The 18,987-nt window shown below is 66.0% G+C and carries 21 protein-coding genes and 1 other RNA gene; 14 read left to right on the top strand and 8 right to left on the bottom strand.

Annotation, left to right across the window (positions count from 1 at the left end; genetic code table 11):
* Positions 1–78 precede the first annotated feature (78 nt).
* The 4 genes from NNX34_RS00665 to NNX34_RS00680 are packed head-to-tail and all read left to right on the top strand — an operon-like array spanning position 79 to position 4,426.
* Positions 79–1,578 carry a CoA-acylating methylmalonate-semialdehyde dehydrogenase gene (locus tag NNX34_RS00665; RefSeq protein WP_255765688.1) on the top strand — a complete coding sequence of 500 codons (1,500 nt, stop codon included), beginning with the start codon at positions 79–81 and terminating at the stop codon, positions 1,576–1,578.
* Positions 1,578–2,651: an enoyl-CoA hydratase/isomerase family protein gene (locus tag NNX34_RS00670; protein ID WP_255764675.1), complete on the top strand. Its 1,074-nt coding sequence runs from the start codon at positions 1,578–1,580 to the stop codon at positions 2,649–2,651. Before NNX34_RS00665 ends, NNX34_RS00670 begins: the two co-directional genes overlap by 1 nt.
* The gene (gene mmsB, locus NNX34_RS00675) at positions 2,644–3,591 is read left to right on the top strand and encodes a 3-hydroxyisobutyrate dehydrogenase (protein ID WP_255764676.1); all 948 of its coding nucleotides are present in this window, start codon (positions 2,644–2,646) and stop codon (positions 3,589–3,591) included. Before NNX34_RS00670 ends, mmsB begins: the two co-directional genes overlap by 8 nt.
* Before the next feature lie 55 nt (positions 3,592–3,646).
* Entirely contained in the window at positions 3,647–4,426 is a 780-nt protein-coding gene (locus NNX34_RS00680; RefSeq protein WP_255764677.1) for an enoyl-CoA hydratase, read from the top strand.
* A 23-nt stretch (positions 4,427–4,449) separates the two neighbouring features.
* On the opposite strand, the gene NNX34_RS00685 is transcribed toward NNX34_RS00680, so the two are convergent.
* Positions 4,450–4,956, bottom strand: a complete 507-nt coding sequence (locus tag NNX34_RS00685) for a MarR family winged helix-turn-helix transcriptional regulator (protein ID WP_255764678.1) — start codon at positions 4,954–4,956, stop codon at positions 4,450–4,452.
* Between the two features lie 310 nt (positions 4,957–5,266).
* Between NNX34_RS00685 and NNX34_RS00690 the strand changes: the two genes are divergently transcribed.
* Both NNX34_RS00690 and NNX34_RS16085 read left to right on the top strand, forming a co-directional pair.
* Positions 5,267–6,400 carry an acyl-CoA dehydrogenase family protein gene (locus tag NNX34_RS00690; RefSeq protein WP_255765689.1) on the top strand — a complete coding sequence of 378 codons (1,134 nt, stop codon included), beginning with the start codon at positions 5,267–5,269 and terminating at the stop codon, positions 6,398–6,400.
* 81 nt (positions 6,401–6,481) lie between these two features.
* On the top strand, positions 6,482–6,556 hold the full coding sequence (locus NNX34_RS16085; protein ID WP_104061284.1) for a 50S ribosomal protein bL37: 75 nt from the start codon (positions 6,482–6,484) through the stop codon (positions 6,554–6,556).
* A gap of 105 nt (positions 6,557–6,661) precedes the next feature.
* On the opposite strand, the gene rsrA is transcribed toward NNX34_RS16085, so the two are convergent.
* Entirely contained in the window at positions 6,662–6,922 is a 261-nt protein-coding gene (gene rsrA, locus NNX34_RS00695; RefSeq protein WP_255764679.1) for a mycothiol system anti-sigma-R factor, read from the bottom strand.
* Positions 6,919–7,602 (bottom strand): sigma-70 family RNA polymerase sigma factor, encoded by a 684-nt coding sequence (locus NNX34_RS00700; RefSeq protein ID WP_227918318.1) that lies wholly within the window; start codon positions 7,600–7,602, stop codon positions 6,919–6,921. The genes rsrA and NNX34_RS00700 overlap by 4 nt, the downstream gene beginning before the upstream one ends.
* A 312-nt stretch (positions 7,603–7,914) precedes the next feature.
* On the opposite strand from NNX34_RS00700, the gene NNX34_RS00705 reads away from it, so the two are divergent.
* The 6 genes from NNX34_RS00705 (at position 7,915) to NNX34_RS00730 (ending at position 13,782) form a co-directional block, all read left to right on the top strand.
* Complete coding sequence (locus NNX34_RS00705) at positions 7,915–8,463, top strand: DoxX family protein (RefSeq protein WP_229949595.1); 549 nt, start codon at positions 7,915–7,917, stop codon at positions 8,461–8,463.
* A gap of 5 nt (positions 8,464–8,468) precedes the next feature.
* A complete protein-coding gene (gene aroA / locus NNX34_RS00710; RefSeq protein ID WP_255764680.1) occupies positions 8,469–9,785 on the top strand; it encodes a 3-phosphoshikimate 1-carboxyvinyltransferase in 1,317 nt (438 codons plus the stop codon).
* Entirely contained in the window at positions 9,782–10,897 is a 1,116-nt protein-coding gene (locus tag NNX34_RS00715) for a ribosome small subunit-dependent GTPase A (protein ID WP_227918321.1), read from the top strand. Before aroA ends, NNX34_RS00715 begins: the two co-directional genes overlap by 4 nt.
* Before the next feature lie 117 nt (positions 10,898–11,014).
* Positions 11,015–11,824 carry a histidinol-phosphatase gene (gene hisN / locus NNX34_RS00720; protein WP_227918322.1) on the top strand — a complete coding sequence of 270 codons (810 nt, stop codon included), beginning with the start codon at positions 11,015–11,017 and terminating at the stop codon, positions 11,822–11,824.
* A 2-nt stretch (positions 11,825–11,826) separates the two neighbouring features.
* Complete coding sequence (locus NNX34_RS00725; protein ID WP_255764681.1) at positions 11,827–12,618, top strand: class I SAM-dependent methyltransferase; 792 nt, start codon at positions 11,827–11,829, stop codon at positions 12,616–12,618.
* 69 nt (positions 12,619–12,687) lie between these two features.
* Positions 12,688–13,782, top strand: coding sequence for a glutamate--cysteine ligase (locus NNX34_RS00730; protein ID WP_255764682.1), 1,095 nt, complete (start codon positions 12,688–12,690; stop codon positions 13,780–13,782).
* A 17-nt stretch (positions 13,783–13,799) separates the two neighbouring features.
* On the opposite strand, the gene NNX34_RS00735 is transcribed toward NNX34_RS00730, so the two are convergent.
* A complete protein-coding gene (locus NNX34_RS00735) occupies positions 13,800–15,503 on the bottom strand; it encodes an alpha-glucosidase (RefSeq protein ID WP_255764683.1) in 1,704 nt (567 codons plus the stop codon).
* Between the two features lie 200 nt (positions 15,504–15,703).
* On the opposite strand from NNX34_RS00735, the gene NNX34_RS00740 reads away from it, so the two are divergent.
* Positions 15,704–16,204: a DUF1269 domain-containing protein gene (locus NNX34_RS00740; protein ID WP_255764684.1), complete on the top strand. Its 501-nt coding sequence runs from the start codon at positions 15,704–15,706 to the stop codon at positions 16,202–16,204.
* A gap of 95 nt (positions 16,205–16,299) precedes the next feature.
* Positions 16,300–16,677 (top strand): hypothetical protein, encoded by a 378-nt coding sequence (locus NNX34_RS00745; RefSeq protein WP_255764685.1) that lies wholly within the window; start codon positions 16,300–16,302, stop codon positions 16,675–16,677.
* A gap of 169 nt (positions 16,678–16,846) precedes the next feature.
* Here NNX34_RS00745 and NNX34_RS00750 read toward each other — a convergent pair whose 3' ends face one another.
* From NNX34_RS00750 to smpB, 4 genes are all read right to left on the bottom strand, one after another.
* Positions 16,847–17,479, bottom strand: coding sequence for a uracil-DNA glycosylase (locus NNX34_RS00750; RefSeq protein ID WP_255764686.1), 633 nt, complete (start codon positions 17,477–17,479; stop codon positions 16,847–16,849).
* 238 nt (positions 17,480–17,717) lie between these two features.
* Positions 17,718–18,089, bottom strand: a transfer-messenger RNA (tmRNA) gene (ssrA, locus tag NNX34_RS00755).
* A 64-nt stretch (positions 18,090–18,153) separates the two neighbouring features.
* Complete coding sequence (locus tag NNX34_RS00760; RefSeq protein ID WP_255764687.1) at positions 18,154–18,513, bottom strand: hypothetical protein; 360 nt, start codon at positions 18,511–18,513, stop codon at positions 18,154–18,156.
* Positions 18,510–18,983: an SsrA-binding protein SmpB gene (smpB, locus tag NNX34_RS00765; protein ID WP_230020787.1), complete on the bottom strand. Its 474-nt coding sequence runs from the start codon at positions 18,981–18,983 to the stop codon at positions 18,510–18,512. The genes NNX34_RS00760 and smpB overlap by 4 nt, the downstream gene beginning before the upstream one ends.
* Between the last annotated feature and the right edge of the window lie 4 nt (positions 18,984–18,987).

Genomic DNA, 18,987 nt, shown 5'->3' on the forward strand with positions numbered 1-18,987 from the left:
GGTGGGAAGATAGTGTCACGGCTCACACGCGGCCGGGATGCAGCTTCGAAATTCCACGGTGCAAAGGAGCATTCCATGATGGTTCGCGAGCTATCGCATTACGTTGACGGACAGCATGTCGGAGGCACTTCCGGGCGCTTCAGCGATGTCTACGATCCCTGCACCGGCGAGGTCCAGGCAAGGGTGCCCCTGGCCAGCACCGAGGAAGTCCGCAACGTTGTTTCCAACGCGGAGAAGGGCCAGCTGGAATGGGCGGCCATGAATCCGCAGCGGCGCGGACGGATCCTGCTTCGGTTCGTTGACCTGGTGAACCGGAACATGGATGAACTGGCCACCTTGCTGTCCTCGGAGCACGGCAAGACCCTCCTCGATGCGAAGGGCGACATCCAACGGGGCATCGAGGTGGTGGAATTCGCCGCCGGCGCCCCGCACCTGCTCAAAGGTGAATTCTCGGACAACGCGGGGGCCGGCATCGATGTCCACTCGCTGCGCCAGCCGCTCGGCGTCGTAGCCGGAATCACGCCGTTCAACTTTCCGGCCATGATCCCGCTGTGGAAATCCGGTCCGGCACTGGCTGCAGGCAATTCCTTCATCCTCAAGCCCTCCGAGCGGGACCCTTCGGTGCCGCTGCGCCTCGCCGAGCTCTTTACGGAGGCAGGCCTTCCGGCCGGTGTCTTCAATGTGGTCAACGGTGACAAGGAAGCGGTTGATGCCCTGCTGGAGGATCCGAGGGTCTCTGCCATCGGCTTTGTCGGCTCCACCCCCATTGCGCAGTACATCTATGCCACTGCCGCTGCACACGGAAAGCGCGCCCAGTGCTTCGGCGGCGCGAAAAACCACATGGTGATCATGCCGGATGCCGACCTGGATATGGCAGCAGATGCCCTGATCGGGGCCGGCTTCGGTTCCGCCGGTGAACGCTGCATGGCGATCTCCGTGGCCGTGCCGGTCGGCAAGGCCACCGGCGACGCGCTCGTTGCGAAGCTTGAGGAGCGGATCGCAGGTCTGAAGGTTGGCCACAGCCTCGCAGATGATTCGGATTTCGGCCCGGTGGTCGCGGCTTCCGCGAAGGAACGGATCGAAGGGTACATCCAGGCCGGCGTGGATGAGGGCGCCACCCTGCTGGCCGACGGGCGCGGCCTCGCGGTAGAGGGCTACGAGGGCGGCTTCTGGGTGGGGCCCACCCTCTTCGACCACGTCACCAAGGACATGACCATCTACAAGGAAGAGATCTTCGGTCCCGTGCTCAGCGTGCTCCGGGCAGAGGACTACGACGAGGCCCTCCGCCTGTGCAGCGAGCACGAGTTCGGCAACGGAGTGGCCATCTTCACCAGGGACGGCGACTCCGCCCGTGATTTCGCAAGCCGCGTCCAGGTCGGCATGGTGGGCATCAACGTCCCCATCCCGGTCCCCATCGCCTACTACACCTTCGGCGGCTGGAAGGCTTCCGGATTCGGCGACCTCAACCAGCACGGCGCGGACGCCTTCCGCTTCTATACCAAGACCAAGACGGTCACCACGCGCTGGCCGTCGGGGATCCGCACCGGTGCCAGCTTCGTTATGCCGGAAGGCAGCTGATGGGCCCCGGGACGCCTGTCACGGACGAGGTGCTGTTCGAATGCCGCGGCCGGCTGGGCGTGATCACGCTTAACCGCCCCCGAGCGGTCAATGCGCTGACGGCCGGCATGGCATCGGCCATGCTGGAGCAGCTCAGGCTTTGGGCCGGCGACGACGCCGTCGCGGCCGTGCTGGTACGGGGCTCCGGCGAACGGGGGTTGTGCGCGGGCGGCGACATAGTGGCCATCTACCGCGACATGCTCGACGGCGGCACTGCCACGGCCGCCTTCTGGGCGGAGGAATACACGCTCAACTCGCTTATTTCGAACTACCCCAAGCCTTATGTGGCCTTTATGGACGGGCTGGTGCTCGGGGGCGGAGTGGGTATTTCCGCCCACGGCTCCATCCGGATCGTCACGGAGCGGACCCGGCTGGGCATGCCGGAAACCACCATCGGCTTCGTGCCCGACGTCGGCGGAACCCTGCTGCTCTCCCGCGCGCCCGGGGAGGCCGGCACCCATGCAGCACTGACCGGCGCCCATCTGAACGCCGCCGATGCGGTGTACCTGGGGTTCGCGGACCGCTTCGTTCCGTCGGCGAAGCTGGCGGACCTCGCCCAGTCGCTCGAAAGCGAACCCGTGGACTCCGCCGTCGCACGCTTCGCAGAGGAGGCCCCGCCGTCCGGACTCGCAGGGCAGGACTGGATAGACACCTGCTATGCGGGGAACGATGCCGAGGAGATTCTGCGGCGGCTGCGGGCTTTCGACGGGCAGGCCCGGGAGGAAGCGGCCAAGGCTGCCGAGGCAATAGCAGCGAAGTCACCCACCGCGGTGAAAGTGGCGCTGGAATCGCTGCGCCGGGTGAAGGGGCTGGGCCTGGAGGAAGCCCTGGAACAGGAGTACCGGGTGGGCCTGAGGTTCCTCGCCGGGCCCGATTTCCGGGAGGGCATCCGTGCCCAGGTGGTGGATAAGGACTATTCCCCGCACTGGCGGCCTGCCACGCTGGCCGAGGTCAGCGGCGAGGACGTCGAATCCTATTTCGCGCCGCTGGGGAACCGTGAACTGATACTTTCCAAGGAGCACAACAATGTCTGAACCATTCGCTTCGGCACTGAACGCCGAGGAGCAGGCCGCTCCGGTCGCCTTCCTCGGGCTGGGCCACATGGGCGGGCCGATGGCCGTTCGACTCGTGAACGCCGGATACTCCGTAACCGGCTTCGATGTGGTGCCCGCCGCCCTCGAAACGGCTGAGGCAAACGGCATCGCCACGGCCGGCAGCGCCGCCGCGGCGGTGGCCGGCGCCGGCGTCGTCCTCACCATGCTGCCCAGCGGCAAACATCTGCTGGATGCGTATCGGGGCACCGGAGGCCAGCCGGGCCTGCTCGCCGCTGCCGCACCGAATACCCTTTTCCTGGATTGCTCCACCATCAACGTGGAGGAAGCCCGGGAAGCGGCAGAGCTCGCGGTTGCCGCCGGCCACCGTGCCGTAGACGCACCGGTCTCCGGCGGCGTCGTGGGTGCCGAGGCAGGCACTTTGACGTTTATGGTGGGCGCGTTGCCGGCGGACTTCAAGGCAGTCAGCCCGATGCTCGAAGTGATGGGCCGGCGCGTAGTGCACTGCGGAGATCACGGCGCAGGCCAGGCCGCCAAGATCTGCAACAACATGATCCTCGGAATCTCGATGATCGCGGTCAGCGAAGCCTTCGTGCTGGGCGAAAAGCTGGGCCTGACCCACCAGGCCCTCTTCGATGTTGCCTCGGCAGCCTCCGGCCAGTGCTGGGCGCTGACCACCAACTGTCCCGTGCCGGGTCCGGTGCCCGCCAGCCCCGCCAACCGCGACTACCAGCCGGGTTTCGCCGGAGCCCTGATGGCGAAGGACCTGAAGCTCGCCCTCAACGCACTCGAAAGCACGGGTGTCGCCGCGCAGTTAGGACCGCTCGCTTCTGCAATTTACGATGACTTTGCTGCGGAAGGCGGCGCGGGCCGGGATTTCTCCGGGATCATCACCGATATCCGGGACAAGTCCGCGCCCTAGCTTTTTGCGCACCGGACAAACGACACGATTTGAAACAGCAGCTGAAGGGCCAGACATGACGGAGCAGTACACCAGCATTCTCGTAGAACAGCGCGGGCGGGTGGGGCTCGTAACGCTCAACCGGCCCGAGGCGCTGAACGCGCTGAACAAGGCAACCATGGACGAACTCGTGAGGGCCGTGTCCGCCATGGATGCCGATCCCGCAATCGGGGCGGTCGTGGTGACCGGGTCCGGCAAGGCCTTCGCGGCCGGGGCGGATATCAAGGAAATGCAGTCCAAGGGCTACATGGACATGTATGCCGCGGACTGGTTCCGCGGCTGGGAAGACTTCACCCGCCTGCGCATCCCGGTGATAGCTGCAGTGTCCGGATTCGCCCTCGGCGGCGGCTGCGAGCTCGCGATGATGTGCGATTTCATTATTGCCGGTGACAATGCCAAATTCGGCCAGCCCGAAATCAATCTCGGAGTGCTCCCCGGGATGGGCGGCTCCCAGCGGCTCACCCGCGCCGTGGGAAAGTCCAAGGCGATGGACATGATCCTGACCGGGCGCTTCATGGGCGCCGAGGAAGCCGAACGCGCCGGCCTCGTTTCCCGGGTAGTCCCGGCGGCTGACGTGGTCGAGGAAGCGATGGAAGCCGCCGAGGCCATTGCCTCCAAGTCCAAGCCGGTAGCCATGGTTGCCAAGGAAGCCGTCAACGCAGCGTTCGAGACAGGGCTGGCCCAGGGAGTGCTCTTCGAACGGCGTGTCTTCCACTCGCTGTTCGCCACCGAGGACCAGAAGGAAGGCATGGCCGCCTTCGTCGAGAAGCGCAAGCCGGACTTCACCCACCGCTGAGGCGGCGCGTCCGGCCGTGCCGGTCAGTCGCTGAAGTCGCCGGCGTTCCTGCGGAAGCTGCCGAGGATCTGGATCAGCTGGTCCACATCCTGCTCGCCGAATCCGGACTGTGCGAACACCGCGGAGTTCAGGGCCAGGGTGGCCTGCTTGGCCAGCGTCCGCCCCTCCGGAGTGAGCTCAATCAGGGTGGTACGCCCGTCTGTGGGATGCGGTGAGCGGATCACCAGTTCCGCGTCCTGCAGACGGTCGACGGCGTTCGTCACCGAAGTGGGGTGCACCTGGAGAAGCGCACTGGCCTTGTTCATGGGCAGCGCGCCGCTGCGGGCAAAGCTGAGCAGGGTGAGGAGTTCATAGCGGGCAAACGTCAGCCCGAACGGCTTCAGGACCCCCTCAATCCGGGCCAGCAGAATCTGCTGGGTCCGCATGATGGCAGTGATGGCAGCCATCGGTGCGGCGACGTCGGACCAACCGTGCCGTTCCCAATTTCCCCTGGCATCCGCAATGGGATCACGCGGCAGCGGCGTTGCCACGGCACCCCCGGCTTCCCGTTATGGATTTCATAGGCCCAGCCTAGCTTTTCAGCGTCGGAAAGTCGGCTTCGGCGGCTCGGGGCCTGCCGACGAGCTCCGCGTTCCGGGCCCTGCCCGGCCACCGGCGGGATGGTGATCTACATCACGCTGCAATATAGTAGGACGTCCAAGGGTTAGGCGGAGCCGGTTCATTTCATACCGGATCACTACGAAGGGATGCTCCCCCGTGCAGACACAGAGACGTGCCACCGGACAGAACCGCACGGAGGCGGACAACGCGTTCGTCCCGCCTTTCCCGGACGTTGACCTCATGTACGTCGTTGACCTGCTTCCGCCGGAGGAACAGTCCCGCTATCTCGAGGTCCGCAGCTTCCTCCAGTCCCGGATCCGGGGCGCTTCGATCGATTACTGGAACAGGGAGGAATTCCCCTTCGAGCTGGTCGCGGAGCTGGGCAAGTACGGCCTCGGCGCCCTGCAGACAGACGGCACCTCGAAGCTGTTCAAGGGACTTATGTACGCGGAAGTGGCGCGGGCCGATGTTTCCCTCTCCGCCCTGGTGGGGATCCACAACGAGCTGATCGTCGGCATGGTTCACCAGCTCGGCTCGGAGGAGCAGAAGGCGCGCTGGCTGCCGGGCCTCACCGCCCTCACGCAGATCGGCGCCTTCGCCCTGACCGAACCCGATCACGGCTCGGACATAGCCGGCGGGCTGGCCACCACCGCGCGCCGCGAGGGGGACGAGTGGGTGATCAACGGCGCCAAGCGGTGGATCGGCGCCGGCACCATCGCCGACTTTGCCCTGGTCTGGGCGCGGGACGCCGCCGACCAGCAGATAAAGTGCTTCCTCGTCGAAACGGACCGTCCCGGCTACACCGCCGCAAAGATCGCAAACAAGATCGGCCTGCGCATTATGCAGAACGCGGACATCGTCCTCGACGACGTCCGCATCCCGGCGGCGAACCTCCTGCCGGGTGCCACCGATTTTTCCAAAGCCAATGAGCTGCTGCGCGATTCGCGTGCCTGGGTGGGCTGGCAGGCCGCGGGCATACAACTGGCCGCGTTCGACGTCGCACGTTCCTACGCCTTGAGCCGGAAGCAGTTCGGCAAAGAGCTCGCCCGGTTCCAGCTGATCCAGCAGCAGCTGGCCGAAATCCTGGGCAACGCCTCCGTCTCGCTCGCACTGATGGCACAGCTCGCCCGCATCCAGCAGGACGGCAAGCTCGAAATGGTGCAGGCGGCGATGGCCAAGTCCACCACTACCCGGCTGGCCCGGGCCTCGGTGGCCATGGGGCGGTCCCTGCTGGGCGGCAACGGGATCAGCACGGACTATGAGATGGGCAAGCTTTTCGGCGATGCCGAAATCCTCTACACCTACGAGGGCAGCTACGAGATCAATTCCCTGATCGTGGCGCGGGCCGTGACCGGGAAATCGGCCTTCGTCTAGGCAGCCGGATCCGCGTTAGGCGTGCGCGTAAGGCATGTGGGACACTGGAGGGCAGAACTTTTCGAATCAAAGGAGGCAGCTATGAGCAAGCGTGCACGCAAGCGTCGTGACCGTAAGCGCGGCGGCGCTAACCACGGTAAGCGTCCCAACGCCTAAGCAGAGCTTAGGTAGCCGCGTGGCCGGACGGCCAGGCACAAAGAACCCCCGGAACCTTTTGGTACCGGGGGTTCTTTGTGCCTGTGGTGAGGCCCGACGACGGGACTAGTGGTCCGCCGTCTGGATCTGGCTGATGCGGCTAAGGATGCTGGCCTTCAGCGTCTCGGGTGCTGCCTCAGTGCAGGACCGTTTGACGACCGAACGGATGACGCACTCAAGGTCATGTTCCTGGGCGCATTCGGGACAGCCGTCGAGGTGTTCCTTGATTTCCACCAGGTCCTCGTGGGACAGGGCGCCGTCCAGGTACTCGTACAGCCGTTCGATGCGGGCGTCGTCGCAATCGCCCAGGCTCTGGCAATCGCTCATAGCTCATTCCCCTGTTTCTTGGTTGATGCGCCGGCGGCTTCGGCTGCGGGCACTTTGCCCTTGATACCGCGCTCGTGTGCGTACTCCGCCAAAAGCTCGCGGAGCATCTTGCGTCCACGGTGCAGCCGGGACATCACAGTGCCGATCGGCGTATTCATGATTTCTGAAATTTCCTTGTACGCGAAGCCCTCCACATCGGAGAAATACACGGCAAGCCGGAACTCCTCCGGAATGGACTGCAGGGCATCCTTGACATCGGAATCCGGCAGGTGGTCCAAAGCAACTGCTTCAGCGGACCGAAGCCCGGTTGAGCTGTGCTCAGCCGCACGGGCCAGCTGCCAGTCCTCAACGCCGTCGGAGTTGGCCTGCAGGGGTTCCCGCTGCCGCTTCCGATAAAGGTTGATGTACGTGTTGGTCAGGATGCGGTACAGCCAGGCCTTGAGGTTGGTCCCCGGCCGGTACTGGTGGAAAGCGGAGAAAGCCTTGGTGTAGGCCTCCTGCACGAGGTCCTCCGCGTCCGAGGGATTGCGAGCCATGCGCATGGCGGCGGAATAGAGCTGGTCCACATACTGCATGGCGTCCTGCTCAAAACGAAGCTTGCGTGCCTCATCCGATTCGGTGGCAACGTCGAGTTCGAAGTTTTCCACGTGGGGGCTGCCTTCCGGCGCGTCAGTTCTCATCACCTCCCAGTCTACGGTGCGGGCGGGAACCCGTACGCGTAGCTTCGGCCCGCGGGCAGTCGGCGCTGAGTTCAGCGTGGCGGCTGGCACGATGCTTTTCTCCTGACTGTCGACAAAGCACATCCTGATACTGGTGCCAACGACGACGCCGGGCCCGCTATTCCCGTTCCCTCCCCGGCAGGCGGCGGGAACGGCCAGCCGAGGGGCCGCGGGACGAAACGTGTGCCGCAGGCCGCAAAATGCCAGACTAAGGTGGAAGCAGCACCAAATGTTGTTTTTTTCGCGTAACTGAGGGATTTCCCAGGAGGCACTATGTCGATAGTCCGTTTGATTGCCCGACCTTTGCTCGCAACCGGCTTCGTGGCTGTAGGCGTGGAGCGCCTTCGCAACGCTGACCAGACCGCCGAACAGCTCGCCCCCACGCTGAAGAAGATCGGCAGCACCGTTCCGGCCGCCGCAGCATTCACGTCCAATCCGGCACTCGTAGCCAAGGTTGTCGGCTACACGCAGGTCGGCGCAGCCTCGATGCTCGGCACGGGCAAGTTCGCCCGCCTGGCGTCCCTCCTGCTCGCCGGCACCGCCGCACTGAACTCCGTGGTGGAATACCGCAATGCCGAGGCTTCCACCGCGGCCGAGCGCAAGGAACGCCGCAACCAGCTGCTCAAGAACCTCTCCCTGATCGGCGGCGTCCTGCTCGCTGCCGTTGACACCAACGGCCGTCCGGGACTTGCCTGGCGCGCCGGGCACCTTGCCTCGGGCACCAGCCGCAAGACCCGCGCCGTCTCCAAGTCGGTTTCGAAGAGCACGCGCAAGCAGCTCAAGGCAGTGTCCAACGCCGCTTCGGACATCGTCGGTTCCTAGCAGCAATGAGTGCTCCGAATGCCGGGGTGCCGGCTACCTGGCCGGCACCCTTCGCCACCTCGCCCGTCGACGCAACAGTCGCGGTGCCGGGTTCGAAGTCGCTGACCAACCGATACCTGGTCCTCGCCGCCCTTGCAGACGGCAGGTCCCGGCTGCGGGCACCCCTGCATTCGCGGGATTCGGAGCTTATGGTCTCCGCCCTGCGCTCCCTCGGAGCCACCGTTACGGAAATCCCCGGCGACGGCAGCTTCGGCCCGGACCTGGTCATAGATCCGGTCCCGGCAGCAGCCCCGGGCACCCGGCAGATTGACTGCGGCCTGGCCGGGACGGTCATGCGCTTTGTCCCGCCCCTGGCAGGACTCGTCACCGGAACCACCGGGTTCGACGGCGATCCCCACGCCCGCACCCGGCCCATGTCCGCCATCATCGACGCCCTGCGCTCGCTCGGGGTGCAGGTGGACGACGGCGGCGCCGGTTCCCTGCCCTTCACCGTCACCGGCTCCGGCAGCGTTGCAGGCGGCCGCCTGGAAATCGATGCCGGCGCCTCCTCCCAGTTCGTCTCGGCCCTGCTGCTGGCAGCACCCCGTTTCGACAACGGCCTGCACCTGGTCCACCGCGGCAGTACGCTGCCCAGCCCGGACCACATTGCCATGACGGTCTCCGTACTGCGCGGCGTCGGCGTAGACGTTGATGATTCCGTTCCCAACGAATGGCGGGTGACCCCCGGCCCCATTGCCGCCTTCGACACCGTGATTGAACCGGACCTGTCCAATGCCGGGCCTTTCCTCGCCGCGGCGCTGGTGGCCGGCGGGACCGTGCGCGTGACCGGCTGGCCCGCCTCAACCACCCAAGTGGGCGATAAGTGGCAGAGCATCCTCCCGGCCCTGGGCGCGTCCGTGGACCTGGCCGACGGCACCCTCACCGTCACCGGCACCGGCCGCATCCGCGGCGCCGACCTGGCAGACACCAGCGAGCTGGCCCCGACAGTTGCCGCACTCTGCGCCCTTGCAGATACGCCGTCCCGCCTCACCGGGATAGCGCACCTCCGCGGCCACGAGACGGACCGGCTGGCCGCACTCGTCACCGAAATTAACCGGCTCGGCGGCGACGCGGAAGAAACATCCGACGGCCTGGTCATCCGGCCGTCGACAATGCACGGCGGCACCTGGGAAACCTACGCGGACCACCGGATGGCCACTGCCGGCGCCCTGATCGGCCTGGCCGTGCCCGGCGTCGTCATACGCGACATCTCCACAACAGCCAAGACCCTGCCGCAGTTCCCCGAACTCTGGCAGCAGCTGACCCGATCGGCGGAAGCATGACACGCAGTACCAGCGGCTGGGACGAGTCCGATGTCCGGGTCCGTCCGAACAAAAAAGGCTCCCGGCCCCGCACCAAGGACCGCCCCGCCCACGACGACGCCGTCATCGGGCGGATCATCACCGTGGACCGCGGCCGGTATACCGCCGTGGTTGATGAAGACACCGCCAACGAGCGCACCGTCATTGCCGCCCGCGCCAGGGAGCTGCGGCGCACGCCGGTAGTCGCCGGGGACCTGGTGGCGCTGGTCGGTGACGTAAGCGGCGCTCCGGACACCCTCGCCCGGCTTGTCCGTGTCGAGGAACGCCGCACCCTGCTGCGGCGCAGCGCCGACGACACAGATCCCGTGGAACGCGTGGTGGTGGCCAACGCCGACCAGCTGGTGATCGTGGTTGCTGCCGCCAACCCCGAACCCCGAACCGGCTTCATCGACCGCGCCCTCGTCGCTGCGTACGACGCCGGGATCTCCCCCGTCCTCTGCATCACCAAGGCGGACATCAAGGACCCCGCCGACCTGCTGGCCAACTACGAACACCTGGACATGGACGTCATTATCAGCCGCACCGCGGCAGCTGATGCCTCGGGCATCGATGCGCGCTCCGACGACGGCCTTTCCGCACGCCTCCAGGGCACCGCCGTCGAGGCCCTCCACGAGGTGCTGAAGGGCAACGTCAGCGTCCTGGTGGGGCCCTCCGGAGTCGGCAAATCCACCCTGGTCAACGCCCTGACGGGTTCGGCCCGGGCCACCGGCGGCGTCAATGCCGTCACCGGCCGCGGCCGGCACACGTCCTCCTCGGCACTGGCCCTGCGGCTGAGCGACTCCCCCGCAGGCAGCTGGATCATCGACACCCCGGGCATCCGTTCCTTCGGCCTGGCCCACGTGGACCCGGACCGGATCCTGCAGGCCTTCCCCGACCTTGAGCCGGGAACGGCCGACTGTGAGCGCGGCTGCCGGCACGATTCCGTCGCCGTCGGCTGCGGGCTGGACCCGTGGGTGGAAGGCGGCCATGCGGGCCCGGCGGGCCCCGCGCGGCTCGCGTCGCTGCGGCGGCTGCTGGGCACCGGAACCCGCACGGAGAACAAGTCGTCCGCGAAGGAGCTCGGCGAGCAATAGCCCCACGGACGGCGGAGTTCCCGCCGCCGAAGAATCCACCCGGGAATCATGAGGACACCGCCCGCTAACGGGCCTAATGCGGGGCTGTGCCCGCCGAATAAGGATAAGTTGAAGAGTATGCCCTTCGTTCAGAACTACAACGATGACCTGCGCTTGGCCCATGTGATGGCTGATTCCGTGGATGACCAGACCATGTCGCGCTTCCGGGCCCTGGATCTGAAGATCGAGACCAAGCCGGACTTCACACCGGTAACCGACGCCGACAAGGCCGCTGAAGATGCCATCCGCGGGCAGCTCTCGCGCGCCCGGCCCCGCGATGCCGTACTGGGCGAGGAATTCGGTTCCAGCGGCTCCGGCCCGCGGCGCTGGATCATCGATCCGATCGACGGCACCAAGAACTTCATCCGCGGCGTCCCCGTGTGGGCCACCCTGATTGCACTGGTGGACGACGGCGTCCCGGTGGTCGGCCTGGTCAGCGCGCCCGCGCTGGGCAAGCGCTGGTGGGCAGCCACCGGCACGGGGGCCTACATGGGCCGGTCCCTGGCTGCGGCCACCCGCCTGCACGTCTCCAACGTTTCCCGGCTGTCCGACGCCTCGATGTCCTACTCCAGCCTCGGCGGCTGGAAGGACCGCGGCAACCTCGAAGAATTCCTGGACCTGACCGAGTCCGTTTGGCGTACCCGCGCCTACGGCGATTTCTGGTCCTACTGCATGGTGGCCGAGGGTGCCGTGGACATTGCCTGCGAACCCGAACTGAACCTTTATGACATGGCGGCCCTCGTTCCGATCGTGACCGAGGCCGGCGGCCGCTTTTCCTCACTCGACGGCGAGGACGGCCCCTTCGGCGGAAACGCGCTGGCGACCAACGGGACGCTGCACAGCGAAGTGCTGCAGCGCCTGAATCCCGATCTGGACGACCTCCTGTAACTGTGGGCACCTCCGGACCACGGCTCGAGGCGCTGCGCCGCCGGCAGCTGGCGGACAGCTACCAGGCGGGCGGGGAACACTACGACCGCATCCGCCCCGGCTATCCGGCCGAGGCCGTGAAGTGGTTGTTCGCCCGTCCCGGCATCCCCGACGGCCCCGCGGTCCGGGACGTGGCCGACGTCGGCGCCGGCACCGGCAAGTACACCCGGGAGCTGCACGCCGCCGGACTGGATGTCTGCGCCGTCGACCCGTCCCGCGACATGCTCGACCAGCTCTCCCGGCTGCTGCCCGACGTTCCGGTGCGGGTCGGCACGGCGGAGCAGACGGGCCTGCCCGCCGCTTCGCTGGACGCCGTGACCGTGGCCCAGGCCTGGCACTGGTGCGATCCTGCCGCGGCGAGCCGGGAGTTCGCCCGCATCCTGCGGCCGCACGGGATCCTCGGCCTGGTCTGGAACCAGCTCGACGTGAGCATCCCCTGGGTCCACCGCTATTCGCGCATCATCCATGCCGGAGATGTCCTGCGCCCTGGCTTCCGGCCCGAGCTCGGACCGGAGTTCACGCTGGAAGAGTCCTCCACCGTAGCCTGGACGCAGCCGATGACCCCGGAAGACCTGTTTGAGCTGGCCCGGTCACGTGCGTTCTATCTGTCGGCCGGCGCTGCCGCGCGGGAAAAACTGCACTCGAACCTGTCCTGGTACCTTTACGAGCACCTCGGACACGCACCGGGGGACGTCCTGGACCTGCCCTACCTCACGCTGACGTGGCGGGCAGTACGGGCGGGGTTGTCCGTCTGACCCCTGGTGCGCCGCCTTCCCCGCCTACCTACAATTGTCCAAGTCCGGCATGGCGGGTGTTTAGGAGAAATGCGTATGGTCTTCACCTTCGGCATCGAAGAAGAGTTCCTCCTCATGGATGCCTCCACCGGGTTCCCCACCGGAGCCCAGGAACTGACACGCGCCCTGATCTCCCCGGAGCACGGCGTCTTCTCCAGTTCCGCCGAGCTATTGGACGCACAGGTGGAGAGCTCCACCCGGGTCTGCACCACCCGGGAGGAGGCCCTGGACGCCCTGTTGGGGTTCCGCTCCCGGCTGGCCGAAGCGGCAGCGTCGGCGGGCGTACGGGTTGCCCCCACCGGAGCGGCACCGCGGATCCAGGAGGGACCGCCGGTGCTCAATTCCTCCGACCGGTACCAGCGGATGGGAATCCTGACGGGAGCCGTCGCGCACGAACAGTACGTCAACGGCACCCACATCCACGTCGGCATCCCCTCCCGCGACACAGGGGTACGCGTACTGAACGGGCTCCGCCCCTGGCTCGCGCTGCTCGGTGCCGTTGCCGCGAATTCCCCCTATTGGCGGGGACAGGACAGCAGTTTCGCCAGCTGGCGCATGGTACACTACCGGCGCTGGTCAGTACAGGGCTGCCCTCCCCTGTTCGCCGATGCGCAGGACTACACCCGACGGCTGGAAAGCCTGCTCGCCACCGACGTGGTGCTCGACGCCGGCCATGTGGGCTGGGCGGCACGGCTCTCCGATACCTTTCCCACGGTCGAGGTCCGCATTGCGGATGCCCAGCTCCAGGCCCGGGACTCCCTGCTGCTGGCAACCCTCGTGCGGGCGCTGGTGGCCACCCTGGCGTCTGCCGTCCCCGCGGTTCCGGCAGCCGTCCCGGATCCGGAACTGCTCGACGTCGGCCTGTGGCAGGCTGCCCGCTTCGGCATGAGCGGTAACCTGGTTTCGCATCCCGGCGGCAGCCTGCCCGCGGCCGATCACCTCTCTGCGCTGTTGGAGTATGTTGCACCGGCGCTGGAGGAAGCCGGCGACCGGGAATACGCGGTTGCCGGCGTCGCCCGCGTCCTTGCCGGCGGTACCGGCGCGGAACGGCAGCGCACCGCCTTCCGGTCCGGCGGTTACGCGGGTCTCGCGGACCTTTACACCCGCAGCCTCAGCGCCGAATAGCCGGCTTGGCCCCCGCCTTAGCCCCCCGCATAGGTGGAAATGTCCAGGATCCGGGCTTCCCAGGGGCGCAGCAGGTGATGGTCGCCGGGGTCGGGGTAGTTGCCCAGGACGAGGCTTCCGGCCTCCAGGTTGGACGGCACCCCCAGCTCCTCGCCGGACACGTTGCCCAGGACCAGCAGCGCCCGATCCCCGCGGGTGCGCTTATAGGCAAACAGTGTCGGATGCCCCGGGTCCAGCAGGTGGAAGTCCCCGAGCGACACCAGGTCCGATTCGTGCCGGAGCCGAACCAGCTCCCGGTAGTAGCCGAAGACGGACTGCTCGGCGGCCCGGTCCGTTTCCACGTTGACCGAGGGGTAGTTCGCAGCCACCGGAATCCAGGGTTCCACTTCGGAAAAACCGGCATTCTCGCCCGCGGTCCACTGCATGGGGGTGCGTGCGTTGTCCCTGCTCATCCGGCGCAGCGCTTCCAGGACCCGTTCCCGGTCCATCCCCTGTTCGAGCGCCTCCGCATAGTAGTTCAGTGATTCCACGTCCCGGTATTGGTCTATCGAGGTGAACCCGGCGTTCGTCATGCCGATCTCCTCGCCCTGGTAGATGTAGGGGGTGCCCCGCTGCAGGTGCAGCAGGGTGGCCCACATGGTGGCTGATTCGTACCGGTACCGCTGGTCATCCCCGAAGCGGGAGACGACGCGCGGCTGGTCATGGTTGTTCAAGTACAGGCTGTTCCATCCCCTGTCGGCGAGCCCGCGCTGCCAGCGGTTCCAGCTCGTTTTCAGCTCCGGCAGGGACAGCGGCCGGTGGTCGAACTTGCCGGTGCCCTGGTCCAGGCTGACGTGTTCGAACTGGAACACCATGTCCAGCTCCCGCCGCTGCGCATCGGTGAACAGCAGCGCCTGTTCGACCGTGACTCCGGGCGTCTCCCCCACCGTCAGGTACTGGCCGCTGCGGCCGTCGAAGACCTCCCGGTGCATTTCCTGCAGGAATTCATGGATACGCGGCCCCGATACGAAGTACGGCGATCCGTCGCCCCAGATCCCGCCGGTTTCCACCACTCCGTCCGGCAATGCCGGGTCCTTCGAAATGAAGTTGATGACGTCCATCCGGAATCCGTCCACGCCCCGGTCCAGCCACCAGTTCATCATCGCGTACACCTTTGCCCGGACCCGGGGGTTCTCCCAGTTCAGGTCCGGCTGCTGCGGGGTGAACAGGTGCAGGTAGTACTGGCTGGTGAGTGGATCGAAGGTCCACGCCGAACCGCCGAAAAACGAGCGCCAGTTGTTCGGCTCCGCCCCCGGTTCCCCTGGTTCGAAGCCCGGGCGGGCGTCCCGCCACCAATAGCGGTCCCGCTTCGGCGACGTCTTGTTCCTGGAGGACTGGAAGCCCGGGTATTCGATGGAGGTGTGGTTGACCACCAGGTCCATGATCAGGCGGATGCCGCGTTCGTGCAGGCCTTCCAACAGGAGGTCGAACTGTTCCTCCGTGCCGAACATTTCGTCGATCCGGCGGTAATCGCTGATGTCATAGCCATTATCGAACTGGGGCGACTGCTGGATCGGCGACAGCCACACCACGTCCACCCCCAGTTCGGCCAAGTAGTCCAGGTGTTCGATGATGCCGCCGAGGTCGCCGATGCCGTCACCGGTCGAGTCTGCAAAGCTGCGGGGATAGATCTGGTAGACGACGGCGTTCGTCCACCAGGCGGGATCGTTGGGAGGCACCATGGACGGCCGTCCTTTCAGCGTGTCCTGTGCATAATACGTCCGAGCCGTCAGCCCGCACAGGGCTGCCGGGAGTTACAGTGCAGGCTCTGCCCGGGACGGCAGTTTTCCTTGTACGTGCCCGGGCGCGGCACTAACGTTGGCGCTGCCGACAGGTTCCGTATGCGGACCTGCCCCGAACTCTAGCGTTTGGAGTAACTGACATGGCAACACTGACCGTTTGGAAATTTTCGGATGCGGACGCTGCGGAACGCGCCACGCAGACCCTCGCCAGCCTCCAGTCCCAGGGCCTCATCGCTGTCCAGGACGAAGCCATCGTGACCTGGCCTGAAGGGCGCAAGAAGCCCAAGACCATCCAGGAACACAACATGGTGGGGGCCGGTGCCTTGGGCGGCGGCTTCTGGGGACTTCTTTTTGGGCTCATCTTCTTTGTTCCGCTCATCGGTGCGGCGGTGGGCGCCGCCATCGGCGCGATGTCCGGCTCCATGGTGGACGTGGGGATCAACGACGATTTCATCTCGCGGGTACGCCAGGAGGTCACTCCCGGCACCTCGGCGTTGTTCGTCCTGTCCTCCGATGCGGTGGAGGACCGGGTAGCCGAGGCCTTCAAGGACTTCTCGGGGGTAAAGCTGATCTACACGAACCTCTCCAAGGATGAGGAAGCCAACCTGCGGGATGCCTTCTTCGAGTCAACGCCGGCCTAGGGCGGATATTTCCCCTGCACGACGGCGGGGCGGCGGCCGGGCGGCCGCCGCCCCGCGGTGCGTGCGGCGATGCTTCAACGCGTATCGTTTAACTGATGACTACTCGACGCCAGGCCGCCCTGATCCTTGATATTCCGCTTGAAATGGCCATCCGCCACGGTATTCCCGCGCACGTGGATGACGCCGAGCTGGCACGGATGCAGGCCGACCCGCCCGGATGGCTGGTCCAGTCCAGGGCCAACCGCACCGGAAAACGTCCCGTGTGGGTACAGCTTTCCTGCACAGTCTGCGGCTACACGGAGGCTGCCCGACCCAAGAAGTGGTGGCCCGAGTTCACCTTCATAGCGTGCGAAGACCACCGGGTACGGGAACTTCCCGAGCTGGCCGCCGGATCAGTCCGCACCGAGTACCCGGGAGTGGGCTCCCGCTTCATCGGGGTAGTGGACGCCCCGGCTGAGCCGGCCGAGGCCTGACCCGCTCGCTGCCCCGCCGGACCGTTCCGGCCGGGGCCTGTCCGGGCCGGAACGGCCGGGCCGGAACCTGACCGGCGCCGGCCGGTCACATGCCTAGCGTGCGGCAGTCAGCCCGGTGCGGGCCGGAACGGCCGGGCCGGAACCTGACCGGCGCCGGCCGGTCACATGCCTAGCGTGCGGCAGTCAGCCCGGTGCGGGCCATAGCGTCGGTATAGGCAGCGCGCATATCGTCCAGCGCCTCCTGCTGACGTTCCGCGGTGGCGCCGAAGGACCGCCCGGAAAGCGAGCGGGCCTTGTAGACCTTGATGCTGCGACGGTAGATCATCCGGTTCTCGGTCTTGAGGAACAGCGCGGCGAGGCGCTGCGCCTCGGTGCCGTGGGCCACGATGACGGAAGCGCGGGGCACCAGGGCCAGGAAGCGCAGCAGCGGCCGCAGCCCCTCCTGGACCTGTTCCTTGCTCAGCTTGCCATTGGGCTCACCCGGCACATGCCACGGGTAGGCGTTCCACGGCATAACGAACTCCGGCCGCAGTCCTGCCTGCCAGTGCACGCCGAGCAGCCGTGCCACGGCCTCATTGTCACCTGCCGTGATGAACCCGGACTCGTGGGCGGTGCCGATGTTGGAAAACAGGCTCACGATCCGGCATTCCCCGATATCGTGCATGGGATCGACGTAGGGCACCTGGCTTCCCGGCTTCATTTCAGCCAGGGAGTCGCAAAGCTGGTTCACCTCAGCGACATTGGGCTCATAGCGTCGGTTCCAAAGGTCGTCATGCTGGGATTCGAGTGCCGGGCTTTGCATAAAGTGGTGCGTCTCCTACAAGGTCTTCCGACCGGTTATATCGCCCGCTCCGGGTCCTGCCGGCGCGGGTACTGCCTACGACAAAGTTTACCAACGCACCTTGCCCTGCCGGACGGGAAGAGGCCCCGCAACGGGGTAAACCGCACGGGTGTGAGAAACAACTCTCCCGTGCAACCCGGCTTAAACCAGCAAAGCGGGGAACGCCCTAAGGCGCTTCCCGCTTTGGCTGGAGATTTCTCAGTGGAGATGGGGGGAATCGAACCCCCGTCCGATGTCGCTTTGTCAGGGCTTCTCCGGGCGCAGTCTGCAGCGGATTTTCTCGGTCCCAGCCATCACGCAGACAAGTGGCTGATCCGGACCCAGCCGTCTAAAAGTCCCGAACACCCCAACGGCGAAGGTGTTCAGCAGTGGCCCTCTAAATGACGCCAGGCACCGGGGCGAGAGCATCCCCGGGCTGACGGACTATGCCTTACTGCTTAGGCAGCAAGAGCGAAGTCAGTGCGCTTTGATTCGGCACTTATTGGTTTACAGAGATCGTTAACGAGATAACCCTGTATCCTCGGCCCGCTTCCCCTGTCTCAACAAAACATCGTCGAAACCGGTCATCCCCTTATTGAGTTACCAATCCGGCCGAAGCCGGAACACTCATTGTACCGCATGATTCACAGAGCGCTTCAGAGCCGGATGCCGAAGACCACTACGGGTGAGCCCCAAACCACCAGCAGAATCCACGAGACGAGCACGAAGAGGACCGAGAGGATGCTCAGCGCGGTCATGCCCGGCGCCTTGCTGCGGAAGGCCCAGGCGAACAAGGCGATGTTCGCCAGGACCAGCACCGGCGCGAGCCATACCAGCACGTGTGCAAGGAACAGGTAGTACGCGGCAAAGAACGGAACCACTACCAGGATGACCACCGGCAACACTGCGAGGACTATCAGGAGGTCGACGGCCGTAACGATCCACGTCCAGGCCGGCTTGCGGGCGGCGGCTTCCTCGTCCACTTCTGCCTGCGGCTCCCAGAACGTTCCACTCATGCGCCGCGGTTCTTCTCGCGCATCGCGCGAAGTGCTTCACGGTTGTCCTGCTTCTCCCGCAGGGTATTGCGCTTGTCGTACTCCCGCTTACCGCGGGCGACGGCGATCTCCACCTTGGCCCGTCCGTCCAGGAAATACAGCTGCAGCGGCACGATGGTAAAACCCGATTCGCTGGTTTTGCGCATGATCTTTTCCAGCTGCTCGCGGTGCAGCAGCAGCTTGCGGCGGCGGCGGGCGGAGTGGTTGGTCCAGCTGCCGTTGAGGTACTCGGGAATGTAGGCGGCTTCGAGCCAGAGCTCGTTGTTGTAGAACGTGGCGAACCCGTCCACCAATGAGGCGCGGCCCTCACGCAGCGACTTCACCTCGGTCCCCATCAAAACCATCCCGGCCTCGTAGGTATCGAGGATTTCGTAGTCGTGCCGGGCCTTGCGATTGGTGGCCACTACCTTACGGCCACTTTCCTTAGGCACGGGG

It is taken from the genome of Arthrobacter sp. zg-Y1116, from assembly GCF_024385485.1.
In the GTDB taxonomy this organism is placed as follows: domain Bacteria; phylum Actinomycetota; class Actinomycetes; order Actinomycetales; family Micrococcaceae; genus Arthrobacter_B.

Bases quoted from the DNA above. Each gene is read 5' to 3' on its own strand.
- aroA (WP_255764680.1), top strand. From the start codon at position 8,469: ATGAGTGCTCCGAATGCCGGGGTGCCGGCTACCTGGCCGGCACCCTTC.
- NNX34_RS00740 (WP_255764684.1), top strand. From the start codon at position 15,704: ATGGCAACACTGACCGTTTGGAAATTTTCGGATGCGGACGCTGCGGAA.
- NNX34_RS00665 (WP_255765688.1), top strand. From the start codon at position 79: ATGGTTCGCGAGCTATCGCATTACGTTGACGGACAGCATGTCGGAGGC.
- NNX34_RS00705 (WP_229949595.1), top strand. From the start codon at position 7,915: ATGTCGATAGTCCGTTTGATTGCCCGACCTTTGCTCGCAACCGGCTTC.
- mmsB (WP_255764676.1), top strand. From the start codon at position 2,644: ATGTCTGAACCATTCGCTTCGGCACTGAACGCCGAGGAGCAGGCCGCT.
- NNX34_RS00735 (WP_255764683.1), bottom strand. From the start codon at position 15,503: ATGGTGCCTCCCAACGATCCCGCCTGGTGGACGAACGCCGTCGTCTAC.
- NNX34_RS00745 (WP_255764685.1), top strand. From the start codon at position 16,300: ATGACTACTCGACGCCAGGCCGCCCTGATCCTTGATATTCCGCTTGAA.
- NNX34_RS00715 (WP_227918321.1), top strand. From the start codon at position 9,782: ATGACACGCAGTACCAGCGGCTGGGACGAGTCCGATGTCCGGGTCCGT.
- NNX34_RS00700 (WP_227918318.1), bottom strand. From the start codon at position 7,602: ATGAGAACTGACGCGCCGGAAGGCAGCCCCCACGTGGAAAACTTCGAA.
- NNX34_RS00690 (WP_255765689.1), top strand. From the start codon at position 5,267: ATGTACGTCGTTGACCTGCTTCCGCCGGAGGAACAGTCCCGCTATCTC.
- rsrA (WP_255764679.1), bottom strand. From the start codon at position 6,922: ATGAGCGATTGCCAGAGCCTGGGCGATTGCGACGACGCCCGCATCGAA.
- NNX34_RS00760 (WP_255764687.1), bottom strand. From the start codon at position 18,513: ATGAGTGGAACGTTCTGGGAGCCGCAGGCAGAAGTGGACGAGGAAGCC.
- NNX34_RS00670 (WP_255764675.1), top strand. From the start codon at position 1,578: ATGGGCCCCGGGACGCCTGTCACGGACGAGGTGCTGTTCGAATGCCGC.
- NNX34_RS00750 (WP_255764686.1), bottom strand. From the start codon at position 17,479: ATGCAAAGCCCGGCACTCGAATCCCAGCATGACGACCTTTGGAACCGA.
- NNX34_RS00680 (WP_255764677.1), top strand. From the start codon at position 3,647: ATGACGGAGCAGTACACCAGCATTCTCGTAGAACAGCGCGGGCGGGTG.
- hisN (WP_227918322.1), top strand. From the start codon at position 11,015: ATGCCCTTCGTTCAGAACTACAACGATGACCTGCGCTTGGCCCATGTG.
- NNX34_RS00730 (WP_255764682.1), top strand. From the start codon at position 12,688: ATGCGTATGGTCTTCACCTTCGGCATCGAAGAAGAGTTCCTCCTCATG.